This is a genomic window from Marinomonas sp. ATLA20 (assembly GCF_057180105.1).
Window position 1 is genome coordinate 1 of the sequence record NZ_JBXUKU010000003.1, and the last position, 21,907, is coordinate 21,907.

Annotated in this window: 22 protein-coding genes; 17 read left to right on the plus strand and 5 right to left on the minus strand. The window is 42.3% G+C overall.

The genetic code is table 11. The annotated features are described in order from the left end of the window. Nucleotides 1-360: 360 nt before the first annotated feature. Nucleotides 361-1,299 carry a LysR substrate-binding domain-containing protein gene (locus AC2A4J_RS06410; RefSeq protein WP_484175364.1) on the minus strand — a complete coding sequence of 313 codons (939 nt, stop codon included), beginning with the start codon at nucleotides 1,297-1,299 and terminating at the stop codon, nucleotides 361-363. Nucleotides 1,300-1,408: 109 nt separating this feature from the next. On the opposite strand from AC2A4J_RS06410, the gene AC2A4J_RS06415 reads away from it, so the two are divergent. Then, nucleotides 1,409-2,317: a DMT family transporter gene (locus AC2A4J_RS06415; protein ID WP_484175365.1), complete on the plus strand. Its 909-nt coding sequence runs from the start codon at nucleotides 1,409-1,411 to the stop codon at nucleotides 2,315-2,317. On the opposite strand, the gene AC2A4J_RS06420 is transcribed toward AC2A4J_RS06415, so the two are convergent. Beyond that, nucleotides 2,303-3,031, minus strand: coding sequence for a TetR/AcrR family transcriptional regulator (locus AC2A4J_RS06420; RefSeq protein WP_484175366.1), 729 nt, complete (start codon nucleotides 3,029-3,031; stop codon nucleotides 2,303-2,305). The genes AC2A4J_RS06415 and AC2A4J_RS06420 overlap by 15 nt on opposite strands. Between AC2A4J_RS06420 and AC2A4J_RS06425 the strand changes: the two genes are divergently transcribed. Further along, entirely contained in the window at nucleotides 3,023-5,044 is a 2,022-nt protein-coding gene (locus AC2A4J_RS06425; RefSeq protein ID WP_484175367.1) for an oxidoreductase, read from the plus strand. The two genes, AC2A4J_RS06420 and AC2A4J_RS06425, sit on opposite strands and share 9 nt — an antisense overlap. Before the next feature lie 113 nt (nucleotides 5,045-5,157). Here the strand turns inward: AC2A4J_RS06425 and AC2A4J_RS06430 are convergent, their stop codons facing one another. Next, entirely contained in the window at nucleotides 5,158-5,511 is a 354-nt protein-coding gene (locus AC2A4J_RS06430; RefSeq protein ID WP_255828348.1) for a YkgJ family cysteine cluster protein, read from the minus strand. Nucleotides 5,512-5,593: 82 nt separating this feature from the next. On the opposite strand from AC2A4J_RS06430, the gene cls reads away from it, so the two are divergent. Then, a complete protein-coding gene (gene cls, locus AC2A4J_RS06435; protein WP_484175368.1) occupies nucleotides 5,594-7,096 on the plus strand; it encodes a cardiolipin synthase in 1,503 nt (500 codons plus the stop codon). Nucleotides 7,097-7,124: 28 nt separating this feature from the next. Next, nucleotides 7,125-7,901 (plus strand): endonuclease/exonuclease/phosphatase family protein, encoded by a 777-nt coding sequence (locus AC2A4J_RS06440; RefSeq protein ID WP_484175369.1) that lies wholly within the window; start codon nucleotides 7,125-7,127, stop codon nucleotides 7,899-7,901. Between the two features lie 36 nt (nucleotides 7,902-7,937). Here AC2A4J_RS06440 and AC2A4J_RS06445 read toward each other — a convergent pair whose 3' ends face one another. After that, nucleotides 7,938-9,290 (minus strand): DUF2254 domain-containing protein, encoded by a 1,353-nt coding sequence (locus AC2A4J_RS06445; RefSeq protein WP_484175370.1) that lies wholly within the window; start codon nucleotides 9,288-9,290, stop codon nucleotides 7,938-7,940. Nucleotides 9,291-9,590: 300 nt separating this feature from the next. Further along, nucleotides 9,591-10,109 (minus strand): hypothetical protein, encoded by a 519-nt coding sequence (locus AC2A4J_RS06450; RefSeq protein ID WP_484175371.1) that lies wholly within the window; start codon nucleotides 10,107-10,109, stop codon nucleotides 9,591-9,593. Nucleotides 10,110-10,380: 271 nt separating this feature from the next. On the opposite strand from AC2A4J_RS06450, the gene iscR reads away from it, so the two are divergent. The 13 genes from iscR to AC2A4J_RS06515 all read left to right on the plus strand — a co-directional run bounded on the left by iscR (nucleotide 10,381) and on the right by AC2A4J_RS06515 (nucleotide 21,907). Beyond that, complete coding sequence (gene iscR / locus AC2A4J_RS06455; protein WP_484175372.1) at nucleotides 10,381-10,869, plus strand: Fe-S cluster assembly transcriptional regulator IscR; 489 nt, start codon at nucleotides 10,381-10,383, stop codon at nucleotides 10,867-10,869. A gap of 74 nt (nucleotides 10,870-10,943) precedes the next feature. Next, a complete protein-coding gene (sufB, locus tag AC2A4J_RS06460) occupies nucleotides 10,944-12,380 on the plus strand; it encodes a Fe-S cluster assembly protein SufB (RefSeq protein ID WP_255828354.1) in 1,437 nt (478 codons plus the stop codon). Nucleotides 12,381-12,393: 13 nt separating this feature from the next. After that, nucleotides 12,394-13,179 carry a Fe-S cluster assembly ATPase SufC gene (gene sufC / locus AC2A4J_RS06465; protein WP_255828355.1) on the plus strand — a complete coding sequence of 262 codons (786 nt, stop codon included), beginning with the start codon at nucleotides 12,394-12,396 and terminating at the stop codon, nucleotides 13,177-13,179. Between the two features lie 3 nt (nucleotides 13,180-13,182). After that, nucleotides 13,183-14,442, plus strand: a complete 1,260-nt coding sequence (gene sufD, locus AC2A4J_RS06470) for a Fe-S cluster assembly protein SufD (RefSeq protein WP_484175373.1) — start codon at nucleotides 13,183-13,185, stop codon at nucleotides 14,440-14,442. Between the two features lie 11 nt (nucleotides 14,443-14,453). Further along, a complete protein-coding gene (locus AC2A4J_RS06475) occupies nucleotides 14,454-15,671 on the plus strand; it encodes an aminotransferase class V-fold PLP-dependent enzyme (protein ID WP_484175374.1) in 1,218 nt (405 codons plus the stop codon). Between the two features lie 9 nt (nucleotides 15,672-15,680). Next, nucleotides 15,681-16,031: a HesB/IscA family protein gene (locus AC2A4J_RS06480; RefSeq protein WP_114411597.1), complete on the plus strand. Its 351-nt coding sequence runs from the start codon at nucleotides 15,681-15,683 to the stop codon at nucleotides 16,029-16,031. A gap of 4 nt (nucleotides 16,032-16,035) precedes the next feature. Further along, nucleotides 16,036-16,566 carry a putative Fe-S cluster assembly protein SufT gene (sufT, locus tag AC2A4J_RS06485; RefSeq protein ID WP_484175375.1) on the plus strand — a complete coding sequence of 177 codons (531 nt, stop codon included), beginning with the start codon at nucleotides 16,036-16,038 and terminating at the stop codon, nucleotides 16,564-16,566. A gap of 110 nt (nucleotides 16,567-16,676) precedes the next feature. Next, a complete protein-coding gene (locus AC2A4J_RS06490; RefSeq protein ID WP_484175376.1) occupies nucleotides 16,677-17,102 on the plus strand; it encodes a SufE family protein in 426 nt (141 codons plus the stop codon). A 50-nt stretch (nucleotides 17,103-17,152) separates the two neighbouring features. Beyond that, nucleotides 17,153-18,307: an IscS subfamily cysteine desulfurase gene (locus tag AC2A4J_RS06495; protein ID WP_484175377.1), complete on the plus strand. Its 1,155-nt coding sequence runs from the start codon at nucleotides 17,153-17,155 to the stop codon at nucleotides 18,305-18,307. 156 nt (nucleotides 18,308-18,463) lie between these two features. Continuing rightward, nucleotides 18,464-18,871: a nucleoside-diphosphate kinase gene (ndk, locus tag AC2A4J_RS06500; RefSeq protein ID WP_024022239.1), complete on the plus strand. Its 408-nt coding sequence runs from the start codon at nucleotides 18,464-18,466 to the stop codon at nucleotides 18,869-18,871. Between the two features lie 145 nt (nucleotides 18,872-19,016). Then, complete coding sequence (rlmN, locus tag AC2A4J_RS06505; protein ID WP_484175378.1) at nucleotides 19,017-20,132, plus strand: dual-specificity RNA methyltransferase RlmN; 1,116 nt, start codon at nucleotides 19,017-19,019, stop codon at nucleotides 20,130-20,132. Nucleotides 20,133-20,172: 40 nt separating this feature from the next. Then, complete coding sequence (locus tag AC2A4J_RS06510) at nucleotides 20,173-20,898, plus strand: hypothetical protein (protein WP_484175379.1); 726 nt, start codon at nucleotides 20,173-20,175, stop codon at nucleotides 20,896-20,898. Between the two features lies 1 nt (nucleotide 20,899). Beyond that, on the plus strand, nucleotides 20,900-21,907 hold the full coding sequence (locus AC2A4J_RS06515; protein WP_484175380.1) for a RodZ domain-containing protein: 1,008 nt from the start codon (nucleotides 20,900-20,902) through the stop codon (nucleotides 21,905-21,907).

A 21,907-nucleotide genomic window follows, 5' to 3' on the forward strand; every position in this document is an offset into this window, starting at 1 on the left:
TCCCATGTGAGAGTAGGTCGTCGTCAAGCTTTAAATTAAGAAGGCCCTGATAGCTAACGCTGTCAGGGCTTTTTTTCGTCTGGAGAAAACTTGAATACGAAGAGACTGAACCGCCTTCTCCATCTCGAACTTTTTGCAAGCAGCGGGCGCTCGCCATCGCCGATGGTAATCCCGCAAGGGGATAAGCACGTGGGGCTCTTTATAACAGACAAGCATGTGAAAATAGATCATCATCAAGCTTTAAATTAAGAAGGCCCTGATAGCTAACGCTGCCAGGGCTTTTTTTCGTCTTGGCTAATGCATTAAGCAAAGTCAAAGGCATAAAGGGATTATGCTATCTAAGTTCATTTTATCTTAGGTTTAGACGTTAATAAGATTCATAGCCTCTTTTTTTAACCATCCTTTTAAAGATCTTATAGCTTCTTCATCTTTTCTGCTTTCTTTGTATGCTATATAAAAGTTGTCACCTGTTTTAAATGCACTACAGGGGAGTTTTATTAGCGCTGTTTCATCATTTTTTTCATTCATCATGTAGTCGTTAACAAGTGCTATCCCCAGCGAGTGCTTAGCTGCTTCATAAGCGAGCATAAGGTGGCTGAATCGGTGGAATTGAATGCCTTCTGGCAGAAGAAGGCTTAAATTTGCAAACCAACGTTTCCAGTCCTCTGTGTGTCGATCATAGATGCTGTAAGAAGTTATAAGTGGAAATTGGGCAAGTAAGCTGGGATTCGTGTTTAATTTATTCTTCAGCTCTTGGTTCGTTATTGTCCCCAATTTATTTTTTATCGTCTCAAGGTAGCTGTGGCTACAAACCGGGAATAGCTCTTCTTGATAAAGAGATTCAAATAGAAATCCTCGCTTTTCTTTTTCTGTCGTTATAAAGAAATCAGCAGTACGATCGGAAAGGTCTGGAGTGCCATGACTCATCTCAATGCTAAGTTCTAGATTGGGATGTAAGTGTCTCAGCTCAGGAAGTCTTGGTATTAACCAATAAACAGCAAATGAGCTGTATACGGCCAGTCTAATGTTAGTTTTTTGTTGGCCTTTAATATGGTTTGTCGCTTCTTCGATTTGCAGCAATGAATTGCTGATTGAGTCTAAATAATGTTTTCCTTCTTTTGTTAACTCTAGGTTTCTTCCTTGTCTATGGAAGAGGCTTTCTCCCAAGTAATTTTCTAGAATCCTTATCTGATGTGAAACTGCGCTTTGGCTGACATTGAGCTCGCTGGCTGCCTGAGAAAAGCTGTTTAGTCTAGCGACGGCTTCGAAGACGGGAAGGGACTTTAGCGGAGGTAACATATTATTTATCCAAATAACTAATACTTAACTTAAATATATCACTTTATCTAATGATTTGAACTAATTAAGCTGAGGGAAATATAGCAATAAGTGTCTTTGGAGAAGAGTTGTGTCGGGTCGAACAGTGAGTAGCGCTATTTTAATTCTTGTATTAGGAAGTTTTTTTGCCACCCTATGTGATGTCTTTATTAAGATGGCTGGTGCGGATGTTGCCATTTTTCAATTTACTTTTTTTCGTGCTGTTTGTATGTGTCTGATTCTGTGCCCAATTGCAGTCATGAAATACTTACGCTCACCTAAATCAGCAGCAAGATTAGGCCTAAAGTTGCATTTTCTTCGAGGAAACCTGTGGGTTTTAGGTGCTGTTCTCCTTGTTATTTCATTGTCTGAGCTATCATTGGCGACAGCGAATGCTGTGTTTTATGCTGCGCCTATTTTTATTATGCTGTTTGGTGCTTTTTTCTATAAAGAACGTTTGAGTGTAGATGTTGTGCTCGCTGTTGTGTTGGGCTTTATTGGTATTTTGGTGATTCTAAGGCCGACTGAGGTGACGTTTGCCATGATTAGTGCGATTCTTTTTGCGGTTGTTCTGGCGGCAAATAGCTTATTGATTAAAAAAATACCTCAAGAACAAAGTATGTTTTATGGTTTATTTGTGACCCAGCTTTTTGCGTTACCTATGGTTAGTGGGCTAGCAATTTGGGAGGGTGAAAAGTTTGAATTTGAAGTTTTGATCTACGCTGCTTTATCATCGGTTTGTTCTATCTTATACAGTGTTTCTTGCTTAGTTGGTTATCGTTATGTGGCGTCAAGTAAAGTCACTAGCGCTGAGTATTCAGGTTTGATTTTTGCCTTCTTGTTAGGGTGGTGGATCTTTGGTGATACACCGGACTTGGGTGTTTTCCTAGGGTCGATTTTTGTAATTACGCCGTTACTGTACTTAAGTCACCGGGATATTAGGCGACTACGTAAAGAGCAATTATTATCGAATACTCGGTCTAATTTAGGTGCTGGTTGAGCAAAGGTTCTTAATCATTTGCTCAACCATATCTGACAAATCTTCCTTATCTAGGTAGATTCCATCAATAAACAACCGAGCTAGTCCGTGAAGGCTGGCCCAGGTTGTTTGTCCTATTCTTAGTGGTGTGTTGTTATTTGGCAGTATGTTTTGCTCTTGTAATTCTTCTACCCAATCGATCCATGCTTTAAAGGTTTGTTTAGAAGCCGCCTTGAGTGAGTCGCTTGGATTGCCGGCTTTCCACAGTGCCCTACCATACATAAGATCGTAGGTTTCATTATGTTGAAGTGCATAATCTAAATATGCGTGAACATATTTACTGAAACCTTCTTCAGCGGTGTTTTTTTGTGCTCTTAAAACTTTGAGTATTTTTTCTTGTTCACAAAAGCCTTGCTCTGCCAGTGCGCAAAGCAATGCATTCTTATCTTTGAAGTGATGATAAGGCGCTGTTCTTGAAACACCAACGGTGTCTGCAAGTTTGCGCATACTAAGACTTTCGACGCCTTTTTCTTTTATGATTAAAGAAGCGGATTTAAGTAAAGATTTAGTGAGATCACCGTGGTGATATTGTGTTTTTAATGTCGACATGGGCCGATTAGATACTTCTATCTTGACAATGTCAAAATGAAAACCTATCTTGACAGTGTCAAAATTGCATGCGGGCAGCAGCAATTTAAAAAATAATAAACAAAGCGAGTCATGATTATGAGCCATTCAACCTATCCAAATTTATTTGAACCGTTAGATCTAGGATTTACTCAGCTAAAAAATCGAGTATTAATGGGATCTATGCATTTAGGTTTAGAAGAGGTAAAGGGCGGAGTAGAGAGAATGGCTGTCTTTTATGCAGAACGTGCTCGTGGCGGAGTAGGACTGATCGTTACTGGTGGCATAGCACCTAACTCTGAAGGTGCTGTTTACGCGGGGGCTGCAAAAATGGCGTCCGAAGAGGATGTAGAGAAGCACCGAATCATTACTGATGCAGTTCATGTAGAAGGAGGAAAGATATGCATGCAAATCTTGCATACGGGGCGCTATGCTTATAACCCCAAGTTAGTTGCACCGTCAGCTTTGCAAGCACCTATTAACCCTTTTAAGCCTGAGGCATTGACGCCTGAAGGTATTGAAAAGCAAATTGCTGATTTTATCAACGCCGCTGTTTTAGCGAAAAAAGCCGGTTATGACGGCGTTGAAGTGATGGGGTCAGAAGGTTACTTGCTAAATCAATTTATTGCCGCTCGAACCAACCAACGTGAGGACGAGTGGGGCGGAGAATACGACCATCGCATTAAGTTACCGACAGAGATAGTCAGACGAATTCGAGAAGCAGTTGGTCGTGATTTTATTATTATCTACCGATTGTCTATGTTGGACCTTGTTGAAGGAGGGAGTGACCTTGAAGAAGTGGTGAAACTTGGCCTTGCTATCGAAAAAGCAGGCGCAAGTATCATTAGTACAGGAATTGGCTGGCACGAAGCGAGAGTGCCGACGATTGCTACCAAAGTGCCACGAGCGGCATTTACTTGGGTAACCGCAGAGCTGCGTAAATCCTTGACTGTTCCTTTGGTTACTTCTAACCGAATTAATACGCCTGAAGTGGCAGAGCAAGTACTGACTCGTGGTGATGCGGATATTGTCTCTATGGCGAGGCCTTTCCTTGCCGATCCTGAATTTGTGGTAAAAGCGGAGCAAAACCGCGGCGATGAAATTAATACCTGCATTGCCTGTAACCAAGCCTGTTTAGATCATGTTTTTGATCAAAAAATGACATCCTGTTTGGTTAACCCAAGAGCGTGTCATGAGACAGAGATTGTTATTACACCAGTTGATTCTCCTAAGCGTATTGCTGTTGTGGGGGCTGGACCTGCAGGTTTAGCTTTTGCAACCACGGCAGCTAGGCGCGGTCATATTGTTACCTTATATGATGCAGGTAATGAAGTTGGTGGACAATTTAATATTGCCAAACGAATCCCAGGTAAAGGTGAGTTCTATGAAACTTTGCGCTATTTTTCACGTCAGGTTGAACTAACTGGTGTTAATCTGCAGTTGAATACCCGAGTAGATGGCGACCTTCTAAAAAAAGAGAGTTTTGATGAAGTGGTACTGGCAACGGGGATCTTACCTAGAACGCCTGAGATTGAAGGGGTAGAACATCAAAAAGTACTAAGTTACTTAGAGGTGATGAATGGCAAACCAGTTGGCAAGCGTGTGGCTGTCATTGGTGCTGGCGGTATTGGTTTCGATATCAGTGAGTACTTAATGCATTCAACAGCTCATAAAGAGCAAAAAATTGCAGACTTCATGTCTCAATGGGGCGTTGATATGAGTTTTTCAGCTCGTGGTGGCGTGGAAGGTGTTAAGCCTGTTTTTGCAAAAGCAGAGCGAGAGATCTTTTTATTACAGCGTAAGAAAAGCAAGGTAGGTGCTAATTTAGGTAAAACGACAGGTTGGATTCATCGTACCGAATTGTCGAAAAAAGGCGTTGTCTTTTTGTCAGACTGTGATTATCAACGTATTGATGACGAAGGGCTGCATTTAACAGTAAATGGCGAAGCTCGTTGTCTTGATGTCGATACGATTGTTGTATGCGCGGGACAAGAGCCAAATCGATTGTTAGAAGCTGAAATTGGTCACACAGTACATTTTATTGGTGGAGCGGATGTGGCTTCAGAGCTGGATGCGAAACGGGCTATTAAACAGGGGACTTTGTTGGCTTGTTCTTTGTAATGATGGGGCCTTTGCACAACATCTGCTCGTGCCAATAGAGTATTAAAAATACCCAGAGAGTGATGATTGAAAATATTGATTCATCGCTCTCGTTATTCATTGGGTATGAATATTTATACTAAGACTTGTCTGGTTCTGGCTATGTAGTGATGGACCTGATCCTCAATTTCAGCATCGACCATGGTTTCTGGTCCGCAATCATTGGGGCAAGCCATTTTAGGTGTTGTGCCGAAAAGTCGGCAAATTAATGGGCGTTCGTCGTAGACTTCGCAGCCATTTGGCCCTAAGTGAACACAATTTAGCTCTTCTAAAGCTGCTTCATGTTCGGCATCGGATTTAATGGGCAGTCGTAACATTTCTTCCGAAGAGGCTGTGACAGGCCCGCAACAATCGTGACAACCTGATTTGCATTTAAAGGCTGGAATTCGCTCTCGCAGTCGAGCAATTATGTCTCGGTCATTCGTCATTTTTTGCCTTAATACCTCGTAAGATTTCTGAAAACCACTTTATCTCATTGATTATTGGTGTAACTTATCACATATGAAATAGTTGATAAAAGTAGCGGGTATTGATGGCATATTATTAGAGTGGGAGTTTATGCAGGTATTAGAGACATTATTTGAATGGATTAGCTTTCACTGGGTAACTATTATTGTAGTGTTGCATATTGGTTTGTCTGTGGTGGCCTCTTTGCATGTGCTGCTGTTCAAAGAGAATGAACGTACTTCTCTTGCTTGGATAGGTCTAGTGATATTTTCGCCTGTGTTAGGCAGCCTGTTTTACTGGTTATTTGGTATCAACCGCATTAGGCGCATAGCAAAGAGAGAACACCCTCACAGTCTTAAGCAAGACTTTCGATATAAAGAGGATTGTATTGCCTTTCACGGCTTACCTAAACATTGGCACTCTTCTATTACTGCAGGATACGCTCTCCATCCAGTGCATTATGTTGATGAGAATAGTGTTGAGCTTCTGGTGAACGGTGATAATGCTTATCCAGCGATGATTAAATCCATTCAATCGGCAAAGCAACATATTGTTTTATCGAGTTATATTTTTGATTACGACTCGCTCGGACGACAATTTGTTAATGCTTTAGCTCAAGCAAAGCTGCGAGGGGTGGTCGTTCATGTTTTATTAGATGGAATAGGTGTTGGGTATAGTTGGCGTAAATCCGATAGAGCATTAAAGAGTCGAGGCGTGAGAACAGCGCAATTTTTACCTGCCATTTCACTGACAGGCATTCGTTTCATTAATTTGAGAAACCATAGAAAAATACTCTGTGTCGATGGTGAAGAAGCTTATATTGGTGGTATGAACATCAGTAAAAATAACCAAGTAAACTCTGCTAAACATCCGATTGATGATGTTCATTTTAGAGTGACGGGTCCCGTTATTGACCAGATTAGCCAAGTGTTTATAGAGGACTGGTTTTTTGCCACAAGGGAATTGATTCAATTTCCTACTTATAAAGCAATTGCTTTGAAATCGAAAGCTGGTAACAAGGTTGTTTCCCGAGTCATTCAAGATGGCCCAGATGAGCATCATAATAGAATACGCTGGACATTAATTAATGCGCTAGTCTACGCGCAGAAAAGCGTCCGGATCATTACGCCTTATTTTATTCCAGATCAGACATTGATGACGTCTCTTCATGCAGCTGCCTTGCGTGGCGTATCTGTAGAAATTATTGTGCCCGAACACAGTAATATTCTTTTCGTTGATTGGGTCATGGAAGCAAATTACTCCAGAATCATAGAGCATGGGATAAAGATATTTAAAAACAAGAGACCGTTTGATCACAGTAAAATCGTTCTTATCGATGATATTTGGTCATTCATAGGATCTACTAATTGGGACGCAAGAAGCTTGGAATTTAACTTCGAAATCAATTTAGAGTGTTTTGACACTGGCCTAAATACGCAGCTTACAGAGCTGTTTGAGAAGAAGAAATTTAATGCTGAGCAAGTATTAGAAGAAGATATGAGTAAACTACCTATCTTTAAAAAAGTCCGTAATAACTTGTTTCGTTTGTTTTCTCCATATTTGTGATTGATTCGTATTTGTTGAGGCCACCTTTATGATCAAAAGTCGATATAGCGCTGTTGAGTCGCTAAAAGTAATGGGGAGTGCCTCTAAAGCGTTTATGGGGCCAAATATCAAAGTATTACTGTGGAACGTGTTCAAATGTAAACGAAAGGGTTGGCAGAATGATTTTATTTCTCTGACTGACGATAAAGATTTAATTCTGCTACAAGAGGCTATTTTAAACTCACCTTTCGATGCTCTTTTTAATCAATCTACACAACTTCAGTGGATTATGGCGAGCAGCTTTAGGAACGTAAAATCTAATATTGAAACGGGTGTTAAGACAGGGTCAAGGGTTTTGGCAAGCCAGCATTTTTTTTCGGCTTCAGCCCATAGTGAGCCTGTGACTAACACTAAAAAAATGGTGTTAGCGACTGAGTACCCTCTAGTAAGTTTGCCCGGGGCTTCCATTGAGCAGTCGTTGCTCGTTATTAATACTCATATGATCAACTTTGTTTCCTTTGAGAAGTTCAGTGCGCATTTGGATCAGGCTTTTCAAGCACTGGAGCACCACAAAGGGCCAATATTATTCGCAGGTGATTTTAATACTTGGAATAAAAAAAGAATGCAGTATTTTGATAAGTTGGCCATGTCATGTTCGTTAGAAGAAGTGCAGATTACGCGACAGCCAAGACTCGGTCACTTATTTCGTCACCTTGATCATATCTATTGCCGTGGATTGAGTGTTGTTGATGTACATGTACATACAGAGGTTTATTCTTCTGATCATTATCCAATCAGCTTGTCACTTTGTCTCATGGAGGATTAGCTTACTTTGAAAACTAGTCTAAATCGCTGGCGGCTTTTATGCTTCCTCTAATCGCTTGCTTAAGGTTTGTAGTCGGGTGAATATTTCTTTTTTATCTAAATCTACTAAGTTCTGTTGCTCTAATTCGTGTTCAATCATGAGCTTTTGATGATGAATGAAAGACCAGTGAGTTGCATGATTTGCTTGTTCGGCAATACGAATTAACCCATCTAATTGGCGCAGTTGTACCGCTAAGCATGTTCGTGAATACTGGCGAATTTGATCAAAGGCAATGTTGGCAAGATTTTCAAACGATGTTGTTTTGTAGATCACTCTTTCTGTTCCATTGTCATCATAAGTAAGACCTTCAGGGAAGTTCTTTTGAGTCAGGTCACAAACGGCGGCTGTCAGTTTATCAATGCAGGCGATCGCCGAGTACGGGTCGTTGATACCAGGAGATAGCGCCCTTAGGGCAATCTCAACCAGTTGGTGAACGGCAAACTCTGGATCTTGTATTGGAGTGCGTTTTGGACCTAGGGTAAAGCATTCGTGTAGTGTTTGCTTATCTTCTTCTGAAAACTGTTTTATGTCACTCGTCATAACTACCATACGATTTACGATAAAATCCCCTGGGTTGACAGAGATATTCAGGTGACCATCTAGTTTCGTCATTAAGCTGGTTAGGCTTGCGTAATTAATGACTTGAATATAGCCACATGAGTGGCTTTTGAACTCAAACTGTTTGTCGCTGCTTTTTGTATCCTTGGTGGTTTTATACTGATTAGTCTTGTCTGAGGTATTGGTGTCTTCTTCCTCTTTTTGCTGTTTAAAAATCTGATTTATGCTGTATTGCAGCTCTTGATAAACATTGTCTATGACACTGTCAGATTGCAGATTTAGAGACACATGGTGAATAAAGTAGATGAGCAGAAGAATGCCGAATAGCGTCATTGCTATCGCACCAGCAATCGTTAAGCCTGGAAGGAATGCTCCATTGGCAAAATCATCCGTCGTTCGTACAAGAATCAAACAATAGACAAACAAAGATATGAAGACACCAAGTACTATTTGAGTACTTGAGTCTTCCATAAAGTTACGTATTAGCCTTGGTCCAAATTGGGAGGAGGCGTTAGTAAGTGCAACTATGGTGATGGAAAACGTGATACTAACGACTGTCATGACACTAGCGGCAACCGTAGTGAGAAGGTCGCGAGTTATGCCAGCATCGGCATGGTATAAAAAACTTAGCCAAATGACAGCGTTTAGGTTGGTGTATAAATCAATAAACAACAGAGACACACAGCCTAAAATAGTGAGGGACAGAATCAGGCAGGGTGTAAACCAGAAGCTGGTTTTAATAATGTCATATACTTTTAAGATTTTAGTGTTTTTCATCGTAGAGAATAGCAAGAGTATATCCTTCTCGATTGTTGAAAGTTAAGGAAGGTGCGAATAAGTCTACTAAGCCTCAGTCTTTCAGAGAAATCGTCAAATAAGGCGCGACTCTGAAGGAATGTAGGTACCTTTCAAAGAGTCGCAACGACATGTGGCGTTTTCTCTGAAAGACCCGCAGGGCATGCTCTAAAAGCCAGTATTCTTTGTTGAGCACCTCGAAAATAGAACCACTATTCACATTCGGCACTCGCCTCGAACAACAGGCTTTTATCCACATGCTGAGACAAGAGGACTTGTTTGCACCTTCCTTAACGGCTACTGACTTTTTTCGTTTGGTTCACCCGTCTTTAGTAGTTTCAGTAAGTCCTCTCTTTCTAGGCTACCTTTTAATGCCAAATCCAGCTGATATTGATATTCGTCATTCCAGTCAGTAGTTCGTGGGCTAAGTGCAGACAGGTCTCTCATAGCCGATTTCATGACTTTTAAATAAGACTGAATATTTTGTTCTTGATCTATCAAAATATTTTTTAATGCTGTTGCGCTGCTGTGTCTTAGATAAAGCTTAAGAACATCATTTTGCTCTTCAATTGCTTCTATTTTGGCATCTTGTTTGGAAAGTGTTTGCTCAACATTTGAGAGTAGAGTGCTTTGTTGCGTTATTTCTTCCGCGAACTGAGTCTCTTCCGGCGAAGGTTGCAGGAGAAAGTAAGTAATGCCAGAAGATGCACCAACACTAAAAATAAAGCATAGGAAAAAAGCGATAATCAGCATTATAGGCTTTTTTTTGGGTGCTTCTTCCTGAAGGTTTTTATCATCAATAGGTTTTGATGGCATGGTGTTTCCTTTTTGTTCTACTCATTGAGGTTAATAGTGTGCTTGTTTGCGTGAAAAGGACAAGGCTTTTGTTACTGAAGGCTTTCCCAACATGGTAGTACCGCTTTTTAAACTCATTCAACAGTTTAGTTTTTTCTTTGGTGCACGTAAAATACGCCACAGTTATTGGGTGTGAGTAATAACCTACTAAAATAGTCAGGTAAATACTTGATCAAAACAGTAGGTTTTGTGTACTATTTACCCTCAGTGAATAATTTTAATTGGATAGCTTATGCGCCTGACAACAAAAGGTCGTTATGCGGTAACCGCCATGCTTGATCTGGCATTACACTCAGATCAAGGGCCAGTGTCTTTGTCTGATATTTCGAGTCGACAAGGGATATCGTTATCTTATCTTGAGCAACTGTTCTCCAAGCTTCGCAAAAAATCATTGGTAAATAGTGTGAGAGGCCCTGGTGGTGGATACCGTTTGAGTCGTCCGAATAATGATATTTTTGTTGCGCAAATAGTCGACGCAGTTAATGAATCAGTCGACGCAACAGGTTGTAAAGGGCGAAGTGATTGCCAAAGTGGTAACACTTGCCTTACCCACCATTTGTGGTGCGATTTAAGCGATCAAATACACGACTTTTTAAATCAAATTAGTCTAGAACAGTTAGTACGTCGAAATGATGTGCGTCAAGTTGCAGAAAGGCAAGAATTCGAAAGCCGACAACGTTGTCTTGAAGATGACAAAATTAGTGCGGCCATTGTTGATTAAATAGAGAATAAATTAGTAGAGCTTAACGCACTGATTCACAGGGCGTTAGTGACTATAATTGAGTGAGTTTTTATATGACTGAGCAGATAGATAAGGCGCTGGCACGGGAATACGAAGCGGGTTTTGTCTCTGATGTAGAATCAGAAACATTTGAACCTGGTTTAAATGAGGATGTTATTCGTCGTATTTCTGGAATGAAAGGCGAGCCTGAATGGATGCTCGAATGGCGCCTAAGTGCATTTCGTGAATGGTTAGAAATGGAAGAGCCTGAATGGGCGTTAGTCGATTATCCAAAAATAGATTTTCAGTCTATTTCTTACTATTCGGCACCAAAAAGCATGAAGGATAAACCTAAGTCGTTAGACGAAGTTGATCCTGAATTGTTGCGCACCTATGAGAAACTTGGCATCCCTCTGATAGAGCAACAAATGTTGGCTGGTATCGCAGTTGATGCGGTATTTGATTCCGTTTCTGTGGTGACGACATTCCGTGAAAAGCTAGAAGAAGCGGGCGTTATCTTTTGCCCAATTTCTGAAGCGGTTCATAAGTATCCTGACCTTGTTAAAAAATACATCGGCAGTGTGGTTCCTAAGAAAGACAATTACTATGCAGCCTTGAACTGTGCCGTCTTTACCGATGGTTCTTTTGTTTATATTCCTAAAGGCACTCGCTGCCCAATGGAGCTGTCTACTTATTTCCGTATCAATGAGCAAAATACTGGTCAGTTCGAGCGTACCTTGATTGTTGCCGATGAGGGCAGTCATGTAAGTTATCTAGAAGGTTGTACAGCGCCACAGCGTGATGAGAACCAGTTGCATGCTGCTGTTGTAGAATTGGTTGCCATGGATAACGCTGAGATTAAGTACTCAACAGTGCAGAATTGGTACCCAGGTGATGAGAATGGTAAAGGTGGCATTTATAACTTTGTGACGAAGCGCGGTATTTGTCATACCAACGCCAAAATTTCTTGGACGCAAGTAGAGACTGGTTCCTCTGTTACTTGGAAGTATCCAAGCTGTATTTTGAAAGGTGATAACAGTGTTGGTGAGTTTTACTCGGTTGCTTTGACACGTGGTCGTCAGCAAGCAGACACGGGGACCAAAATGATTCACCTTGGTAAAAACACCAAGTCCACCATTATCTCCAAAGGCATTTCGGCAGGCCGAAGTAACAATAGTTACCGTGGACTTGTTCGTATGAACCCAGGCGCTGAGGGCGCACGTAACTTCACTCAGTGTGATTCTTTGCTGATCGGAGATCAGTGTGGTGCGCATACTTTCCCTTATGTGGAAAGCCGTAATCCGTCCGCTATTGTGGAGCACGAAGCAACGACGTCTAAAGTCAGCGACGAGCAGATGTTCTTATGTCGTCAGCGTGGTCTTGATCCTGAAAAAGCCGTATCCATGATTGTGAATGGCTTCTGTAAGGAAGTATTTAAAGAATTACCAATGGAATTTGCCGTTGAAGCTGGCAAGTTACTAGAAATAAGCCTTGAAGGCTCAGTAGGTTAAGGAATTATTAAAGATGTCGAACACGAACAGTTTGTTGACGATAAAAGATTTGCACGCCAGTGTTGAAGAAAAACAAATCATCAAAGGCTTAGATCTAGATATCAAACCGGGTGAAGTTCACGCGATCATGGGCCCAAATGGTGCTGGTAAAAGTACCCTAGGCTATGTTTTGTCTGGTCGCGATGGTTACAGTGTCGAAAGCGGTAGTGTGACGCTTGGCGGTGAAGATTTGCTAGAAATGGAAACAGAAGACCGTGCTCGCGCTGGTTTATTCTTGGCATTCCAATACCCAGTCGAAATTCCTGGTGTAAGCAATTTAGAGTTTTTAAAAGCATCAGTTGATGCGCAGCGTGAAGCGCGTGGTGAAGACGCTATTACGTCTGCTGACTTCTTGAAAGAAGCAAAAGCGGCTTGTAAACAAGTTAACTTACCAGTGGCTTTTTTGAAGCGTGGTGTTAACGAAGGCTTCTCTGGTGGTGAGAAAAAGCGTAATGAACTAATGCAAATGTTATTGCTTAAGCCAAAGCTTTGCATCCTTGATGAAACGGACTCAGGTTTGGACATCGATGCGCTACAAGTGGTTGCTGAAGGTGTAAACAGCCAGCGTTCTGCTGATCGTAGTTTCATTGTTGTGACGCATTACCAGCGTCTTTTGGATTATATTAAACCTGACTTCGTGCATGTATTGTCTGACGGTAAAATCGTTAAGAGTGGCGATGCTTCCCTTGCTCTTGAGTTAGAAGCTCAAGGCTATGCTTGGTTGCAAAAAGAGCCGTCTGAAGACGAACTTGAGGGGTAAGGCATGAGTGAATGGTTAGAAAGCGCCATTACTCGAGCGCAAGGTATTCATGATTGGTTGGCGCCGAAGCGAGCGCATGCCCTTGAAGTTTTAGCAAATACAAAGTGGCCAACACGCAAAACGGAAGCATGGCGTTACACGCCGCTTCGCCCAGTAGAGCGTACACCGGCTAAAATGATTAGTGACAAGGTTGATTTATCGCCTGTCACTATTGCGGATTTGTCTGCTATCGAATTGGTGTTTGTAAATGGTCAGTTTGATCAGACACAATTATCAAAATCGTTGCCTAAAGGTCTGTCTATTGCCTTAGGTGGTGATTTGGGGGCAGCACAACAAGCCGATGCACTAAATGCGTTTTCGACGATAAAGCCAGAACGTCATATCTTTGGTTTGGTAAACGATGCACTTGCCAAAGATGTGGTTGTTGTCTCTGTTGCACAAGACGTTGAGATTGCTCAGCCGATTCGTATTAGCTCTTTGTTGAGCCTAGGGGCTGAATCTCATACACGCGTCCAAGTGACTTTAGCTACGGGTTCTAAATTAACCGTGATTGAAGATGTGCAGGCGCAAGGTGATAGCTTTAATACAGCATTTGTTGAATACAATGTAGGCGCTAATGCGCGTCTAGAACATTACCGTTTTGCCCTGCAAACAGGAAGTAATCTTGCTATTGGTGGTAGTCACTTTAATTTGCATGACCATGCGAAAATGAACAGCACAATCGTTGGTTTTGGTAGTGAGTTGTCTCGTTTGGATACAGATATTATTCATGCGGGTGAGTTTGCAGATGCTAAGTTAAATGCCATGTATTTGCTGGATGGTAAAGAGTTGTTTGACCTTCATGCGACGGTTGAGCACGCTATGCCAAATGGTAAAACAGAAGAAAACGTTCGTTGTATCGTCGCGGATCGTTCTCGCGCTGTATTTAATGGCCGTATTCATATACATCGTGATGCGCAGAAAACCTTGGCAGAGTTGAATAATCGCAATTTGCTGTTATCTGATAAGGCCGAGATTAACACTAAGCCTGAGTTAGAAATTTACGCAGATGATGTGAAATGTGCTCATGGTGCTACGGTTGCTCAGATTGATAAACAGGCTTTGTATTACTTACAGACTCGAGGTGTAAGCCGTTCGAAAGCGCAAGTAATGCTTAACTTTGGCTTTATTAATGAGCTGATTGATTTGATGCCAAACGCCGCATTAGCAGAGTGGATTCGTCCTATTATCCGTGAGCGCTTTGCGCAAATGGAAGTAAAGTAAGCGAGAATCGAATGAGTTTTGATGTAGCGGCTATCCGCGAGCAATTTCCGATTTTAAAACGCGTCATTGATGGTAATCCACTTGTTTATCTCGATAATGCAGCGACAACGCAAAAGCCACAGTGTGTGATTGATGCTTTGGTTGATTATTACTCGACATGCAATTCCAATGTGCATCGTGGTGCCCATCGTCTTGCGGATGAGGCAACACGTCGCTTTGAAGATGCACGAGATATTGTCAAAGACTTTATCAATGCGCCGAAACGTGAAGAAGTGATTTGGACAACTGGCACTACCGAGGCGATTAATATAGTCGCCAATGGTTTGGGGTCTTTGCTGTCGCCGGGTGATGAAGTTATCGCGACTGGAATGGACCATCACGCCAATCTCGTTACTTGGCAGCAAGCCTGCAAAGCGTCAGGCGCCACTTTAAGAACGATTCCCGTTACAGATGCTGGTGAGTTAGATCAAGCTGCTTATGATGCCATGCTGAACGAGCATACAAAGTTTGTGGCTTTTCCGCATGTTTCTAATGCGTTAGGTACCGTGAATCCCATTAAAGAAATGACGGCTAAAGCGAAAAAAGTCGGAGCTTGGGTGCTGGTAGATGGTGCCCAAGGGGCTGCTCATGGTTATGTTGATGTACAAGACATCGGCTGTGACTTTTATGCCTTTTCAGGGCATAAAATCTACGGACCAATGGGTGTCGGAGTGTTGTGGGGTAAAGAATCAGTATTGTCTACTTGGCCAGTATGGCGCACTGGTGGCGAGATGATTTCCACCGTAACTTTGCAGGATGCTACTTGGAACGTATTGCCTTATCGTTTTGAGGCAGGTACGCCCAATGTGGGTGATGCCATTGCCATGGGCGAAGCTGTTCGTTGGTTTAGTGCCTTGGATCAAGAAGCGGTTGCTGCCCACGAAAAGGCTTTATTGGATCGAGCAACAGCGCTGGCTGAAGAGTTTGACGGTTTAACCATTATTGGTACAGCCAAGGAAAAAATTGGCGTACTAAGCTTTGTGATGGATCAAGGGCATCCCGCTGATATCGGTTTTTTATTGGATCGTCAGGGGATTGCTGTTCGTACTGGTGACCATTGTGCGCAGCCTTTGATGGCGCGTTTTAATGTTCCTGGTACCGCGCGAGCATCGTTCGCGATTTATAATACATTAGAAGAAGTTGACGCTTTGTTTGTGGCACTGAAAAAAGTGCGAACAATGCTGGCTTAGGAGGTTTCAATGACAGTAACAACGTTTGATCCTGTCTCTAGCGTGTCTTTAACCGCTTCTGCACAGAAATATTTTGCCTCAAAATTGACAAAACAGCCCGGCAAGCTTATTCGGTTAAGTACCAAAGAAAGTGGTTGTACCGGTTTTTCTTATGTGCTTGATATTGTTGATAGTGCTTTGGAAGAAGACACGGTATTAGAGTTTGGCAGTGTCACGCTTGCGGTTGATGCGCAATCAACCACTATGTTGAAAGGCACCGAGATTGACTTGGTACGCGAAGGCGTTAACGAAGTTGTGAAGTTTAAAAACCCTAACGTTGTAGCTGAATGTGGCTGTGGCGAAAGCTTTAGTGTGAGTTAACTTCATGCAAAAAATGGTAGTTACAAACCGTGCTTGCCCTGCGCGACGAGTGCCAAGCGGTGAGCCAGTTAGTATTCCTGAAGGTCAGTTTATAACGATTAATCAGAGTTTGGGTGGTAATTACACTGTCACTTGGCAAGGTAATATGCTGCGTATAGATGGAACCGACGCTGAAGCAATTGGTCAGCAGCCAGAGGTTCTAGATTTTGAAGACCTCGGTACTGGCGAAGTGAATGAAGAGCAGGTTTGGCAAGCGTTAGATACAATTTATGATCCAGAGATTCCGATTAGTTTGGTGTCGTTAGGATTAGTTTATAAAGTAACGGTAGATCAAGAAAATAAGTCTGTTTTGATCGATATGACATTGACCGCTCCGGGTTGCGGAATGGGGCCTGTTTTAGTGGGTGACGTTAAGTATCGTGTGGCGAAAGTGCCTAATGTCGAAACTGTAAAGGTAGATCTGGTATTTGATCCGCCTTGGTCACGAGAAATGATGAGTGAAGAGGCGCAACTAGAAGCGGGTCTTTTCTTTTAGCTTTGTCTAGCTTCGGTCATAGATTAAAATCGAATACAATAGGAAACGGCCTTGGCGCTTAGCCAAAGCCGTTTTTGTTTTAATAGGCTTAGTGCAAAAAGAGGTTAGTCATGGCTTTACCTAGTACGGAAGATATCGTGGACGATCTATCGTTTTTTGACGATTGGGAAGATAAGTACAAGTACATTATTGATTTGGGTAAATCTTTGCCAGAGTTTGATGACGCGTGGCGTACGCCTGAACGTTTGGTGAAAGGTTGTCAGAGTAGCGTTTGGATACAGCCAGGTAGCGAGCAAGATGCAACAAAAGGTGAAGTGCTAACGTTTGCGGTAGACAGCGATGCGATTATTGTTCGCGGCTTACTTGGTTTAGTTTTGGCGGCATTGGACCATAAAACACCGCAAGAAATTTTAGATTTCGATATTACGGCGTACTTCGAAGAGCTCGATCTTGAAAGGCACTTAAGCCCAACTCGTGGTAATGGTTTACGCTCCATTGTTGGTCGCATAAAAGGCATCGCACAGGCCGCAGTTTAACTTTTTTGATTGTAAAAAGTAGCCGTTTAATTTTTATTGGAGAGCGTTAAATGAACACCCCGGTTTACCTAGATAATTCTGCTACCACGCCAGTCGACCCCAGAGTGGCTGAAAAAATGATGGCGTGTTTAACGCAAGACGGTAATTTTGGTAACCCAGCTTCCCGTTCTCATCTATTTGGTTGGCGTGCAGAAGAAGCTGTGGAAGAGGCTAGGTTGCAGGTGGCGAGTTTAATTAAAGCGGACTCTCGTGAGATTGTTTGGACCTCAGGCGCAACGGAAGCCAATAACTTGGCACTGAAAGGTGTTGCTCATGCTTATCGTCAAAAAGGCCGCCATATTATTACGTCGATGATTGAGCATAAGGCGGTTTTGGACCCTTGTAAGCAGCTTGAAAAAGACGGCTTTGAAGTAACCTATTTACAGCCAGATGTTCATGGTGTGATTTCACCGAGGCAAGTTGAAGAAGCGCTGCGTGAAGACACTATTTTAGTTTCCTTGATGCATGGCAATAATGAACTTGGTGTGCTGACAGATATTGCAGCGATTGGTGAATTAACGCGATCGCATGGTGTGTTTCTTCATGTGGATGCAGCGCAAACCACAGGTAAAATTGAGATTGACGTTAATGCTATGAAAGTAGATTTGATGTCACTGACGGCTCATAAAACCTATGGTCCAAAAGGCATTGGTGCTTTGTTTGTAAGACGCTCGCCAAAAGTGAAGCTAGAGGCGCAAATTCACGGTGGTGGTCATGAGCGCGGTATGCGTTCTGGTACTTTGGCAACACATCAAATTGTCGGTATGGGCGAAGCGTTTCGTTTGGCTGGTGAAGAAATGGAGCGAGATTGTGCCCGCATCAAAGCCTTGCGTGAACGTTTGTGGTCCTCTTTAACTGAGCTATCGGGTGTGCACCTGAATGGCGATGCTGATAACCGCGTTGCCGGCGTATTGAATGTTGGCTTCTCTGGTGTTGATGGAGAAGTGTTATTGATGTCTTTGAGTGATATTGCTGTCTCATCTGGATCGGCATGTACGTCGGCAAGTTTAGAGCCGTCTTATGTGTTGCGAACCATTGGTTTGGCCGATGATTTAGCGCACAGTTCCTTGCGTCTTTCCGTAGGACGATTTACCACGGAAGAAGAGGTGGATTTTGCGGCTGAGACGATTAAAAATGCAGTGGGACGTCTTAGATCTGTGGCTTAGAGGTAAGAATTTGTACTTTTATTGATGTTTGAATAAATAATGTTCGTTTGATCATACAATTTTAATGAATTGCTGCGTATAATACGCGCGCTGAACTTTTAAGTCCCGGGCCATGCAAAAGGCATCGCCCCTTTAAATTTAATTTGGAGTTATACCATGGCGTTAGAACGCACTCTATCAATCATCAAGCCAGATGCTGTTGCTAAAAACGTAATCGGCGAAATCTACACTCGTTTTGAGCGTGCTGGTTTTAAAATCGTTGAAGCTAAAATGATTCAACTAGACGACGAATTGGCTGGCGGTTTTTACGCTGAGCACAAAGAGCGTCCTTTCTACAAAGATTTGGTTGCTTTCATGACGTCTGGTCCTGTAGTTGTTTCTGTTCTTGAAGGTGAAGGCGCTGTTCTTCGTCACCGTGAACTTATGGGTGCAACTAACCCTAAAGAAGCGACTGCTGGTACTTTGCGTGCAGATTACGCAACGTCTATCGATGCAAACGCTGTTCACGGTTCTGATTCTGTTGAATCTGCAACTCGTGAAATTGCTTACTTCTTCGGTAAGTAATTGACAGCTAGGACCTTTATGTCCGATCTGTTTTTAAAAAGCGGGCGTTAGCCCGCTTTTTTACAGAGGCTTCTGAAAAGACTTTTCTTTTCAGAGGCTTTTTTCGTTTACACTTAATGCTAACTACAGCAAGCGACATTGAATTATGACTGACATCAAAAAAGTAAACCTGTTGGGTTTATCTCCTGACAAACTGATTGAGTTCTTTGAATCCATTGGCGAAAAGAAATTTCGCGCAACACAAGTGATCAAATGGATCCATCAAAAGGGAGCAGAAAGCTTTGACGAAATGACCGATGTCAGCAAGGCGTTGCGAGCAAAATTAGAGCAAATTTGTGAGATTCGTGGGCCAGAAGTGGTTTCTCAGAATATCTCCAGTGATGGTACGCGAAAGTGGATTATTCGCACTGACGGTGGCAAAAACGATTGCGTGGAAACGGTTTTGATTCCAGATGGTGATCGAGCGACTTTGTGTGTTTCTTCGCAAGTGGGATGTTCTTTAGATTGCAGCTTTTGTTCAACGGGTAAGCAGGGTTTTAACCGTAATTTAACGCCAGCTGAAATTATAGGGCAGGTTTGGATTGCGATTAAGTCGTTTGGCCCTATGGATCCGAATGGTCCTCGTCGTGTTACTAACGTGGTGATGATGGGCATGGGTGAGCCTTTGATGAATTTCGAGCCTGTGGTTGATTCGATGATTCTTATGATGCACGACCATGCGTACGGCTTGTCTAAGCGCCGTGTAACCTTGAGTACTTCAGGTGTTGTGCCTAAAATTTATGAATTGGTAAAACGTACCGATGTATCTTTGGCTATTTCATTGCATGCGCCAAATGACGCTTTGCGCAACGAACTTGTGCCGATTAATAAAAAATATCCGATTGCGGAGTTAATTGAATCTTGCCAGCATTACTTGGCAAATTTACCAGATAAGCGCCATATTACGATTGAATACACATTGATGTCTGGTGTGAATGATAACGAAGAGCAAGCCTATGAATTGGCAGAGCTTCTTAAAGTGTTGGAATGTAAAATCAACTTGATTCCATTTAACCCCTTCCCACATTCGGGTTATGAGAAACCATCGAATAATCGTACCCGTCGCTTCCAGAAAATCCTAGCGGATGCTGGTTATACTGTGACAGTTCGAACGACCCGTGGTGATGATATTGATGCGGCTTGTGGTCAATTGGTTGGAGACTTCCATGATAAAACTCGCCGTAGTCAGAAGTATATTGAATTACGAGAAGTGAAAAGCTAATTTACTGTTCAAAAAAATTGTATATGACAAGGATGTCTGTATGCGCTTATGGTTACTGCCTTTTTTATTGTATTGCTTGCTTTGCTCATCTTGTGCTTATCAAACCGTTTCTCCAGAACCGCCTCCTATTTCTGAGCCTAAAAAGCTATCAATTGTTCAAGCTCATCTTTTGTTAGGGCAGTGGGGGTTAGCAAAAAAGCAACTTGACCAAGTTGACGAGTCATACCAAGGGCGTGATTATTGGCGACTGCTCAGTTTGTATTGGTTGAGTGTTGAAGATTACAGTGAAGCGCTTTTGGTCCATGAAAAAGCTCTGCAGAAGTTTCCTTATGATGACTTTGTATGGAATAACTATGGGGTGCTTTTAGGGCTAAAAAATCGATGGGACGAGGCCTGTGTTGCTTTTGAAAAGGCTGACAGCAAAGGCTTGGCAACGCGCCAATCGGTGCAAATTAATCTTTCCAGATGCGCTCTACGTCAGAATCAAGTAAATTTAGCTGGAAACTATCTAAAACAGGCAAAAGAAATTGCGGATTTGCCCCTGATTGGTTTGATGACAGAGCTCAATCTTGTTTTAATACAGGGTAGTAATGACAAAGCTCGCTTAATTTTTAATAATATCCAGGCTGATAAAGAAATTGCCCGAGATTCGGTGCATTTTGATGAATACAACTGTCTGTCGCGGCATCTAATTGCACGCGAGACTGACCCTACACTGTATTCAATTGCGAGTAATTTTACATGCCTGAATGGCTCAAGGTATTGACATGACAACTGACTTCCAAACGGATGCTTCTGTAAGTAACACAAATATGGACACCATTAATATTGGTAATCGATTAAAAGCCAAAAGATTAGAGCTAGAGTTTGATGAAAGATATGTTGCTACCGAGCTAAAAATCCCAATTGATCAAGTGAGAGCGCTTGAAGCCAATAATTTTAAATACTTCCGATCAGTTACTTTTGCTCGTGGTTTCCTGAAAAGTTATTGCCGTCTTTTACAGATAGATCCTTCTGAAATACTGCGCGCTTTTGATAGTGATAGAGAAGATGCAGAGCCAACGATTAAACCTGTTGATAAAGTAAATAAACAAACAAATTTTGGTGACCCAATCGTTATATTTATTTCTGTGGTCATCATTGCTGTTTTGGTCTTTTTGGTTTTTTGGTGGCCTTCTCAGGCAAGTGAAACGGACGAACCTAATAACGTCAAGAGTGAAGTAAGTGAGACCGCTTCAGCTCAAGATGTCGCACCTAATAAATCTGAGGTAGATGATTCTAATCAACCTGAAACGTTTGCCAATGCTGCTGTTTCAGATTCTAGTAGTGTGGAAGATACAGCATCTACTTCATCGTCATCTAACAGCGAGAATGCTAATGCCGAAGAAGCGGATAGCAATGACGATGTCGTCACTGGGCTTTCTGCTGAAACAAGGGCCATTTTGGAAGAGGCTGGCGTAAAACCAGAGGATGTCATTAGAGCCACTGCTGAAGCTCCTGCTGAGCTTGCAGCTGCACCTAAATTACCTTCTTACTCTGATGAAGTAGAAATGACTTTTGATGCGGATTGCTGGACGGAAGTGAGAGATTCCTCAGGGAAAATTTTATTTTCTGGGGTGAAGTCTGCGAATAGTACGTTATCTCTAACTGGCAAGGCACCTTACCGCGTTGTATTAGGCTACGCGAAGGGTGTTTCATCTTTGAAATACAAAGGTGAAGAATTCGATTTTTCTTCTTTTACACGTAAAGATTTGGCTCGATTTGAGCTCAAGTAG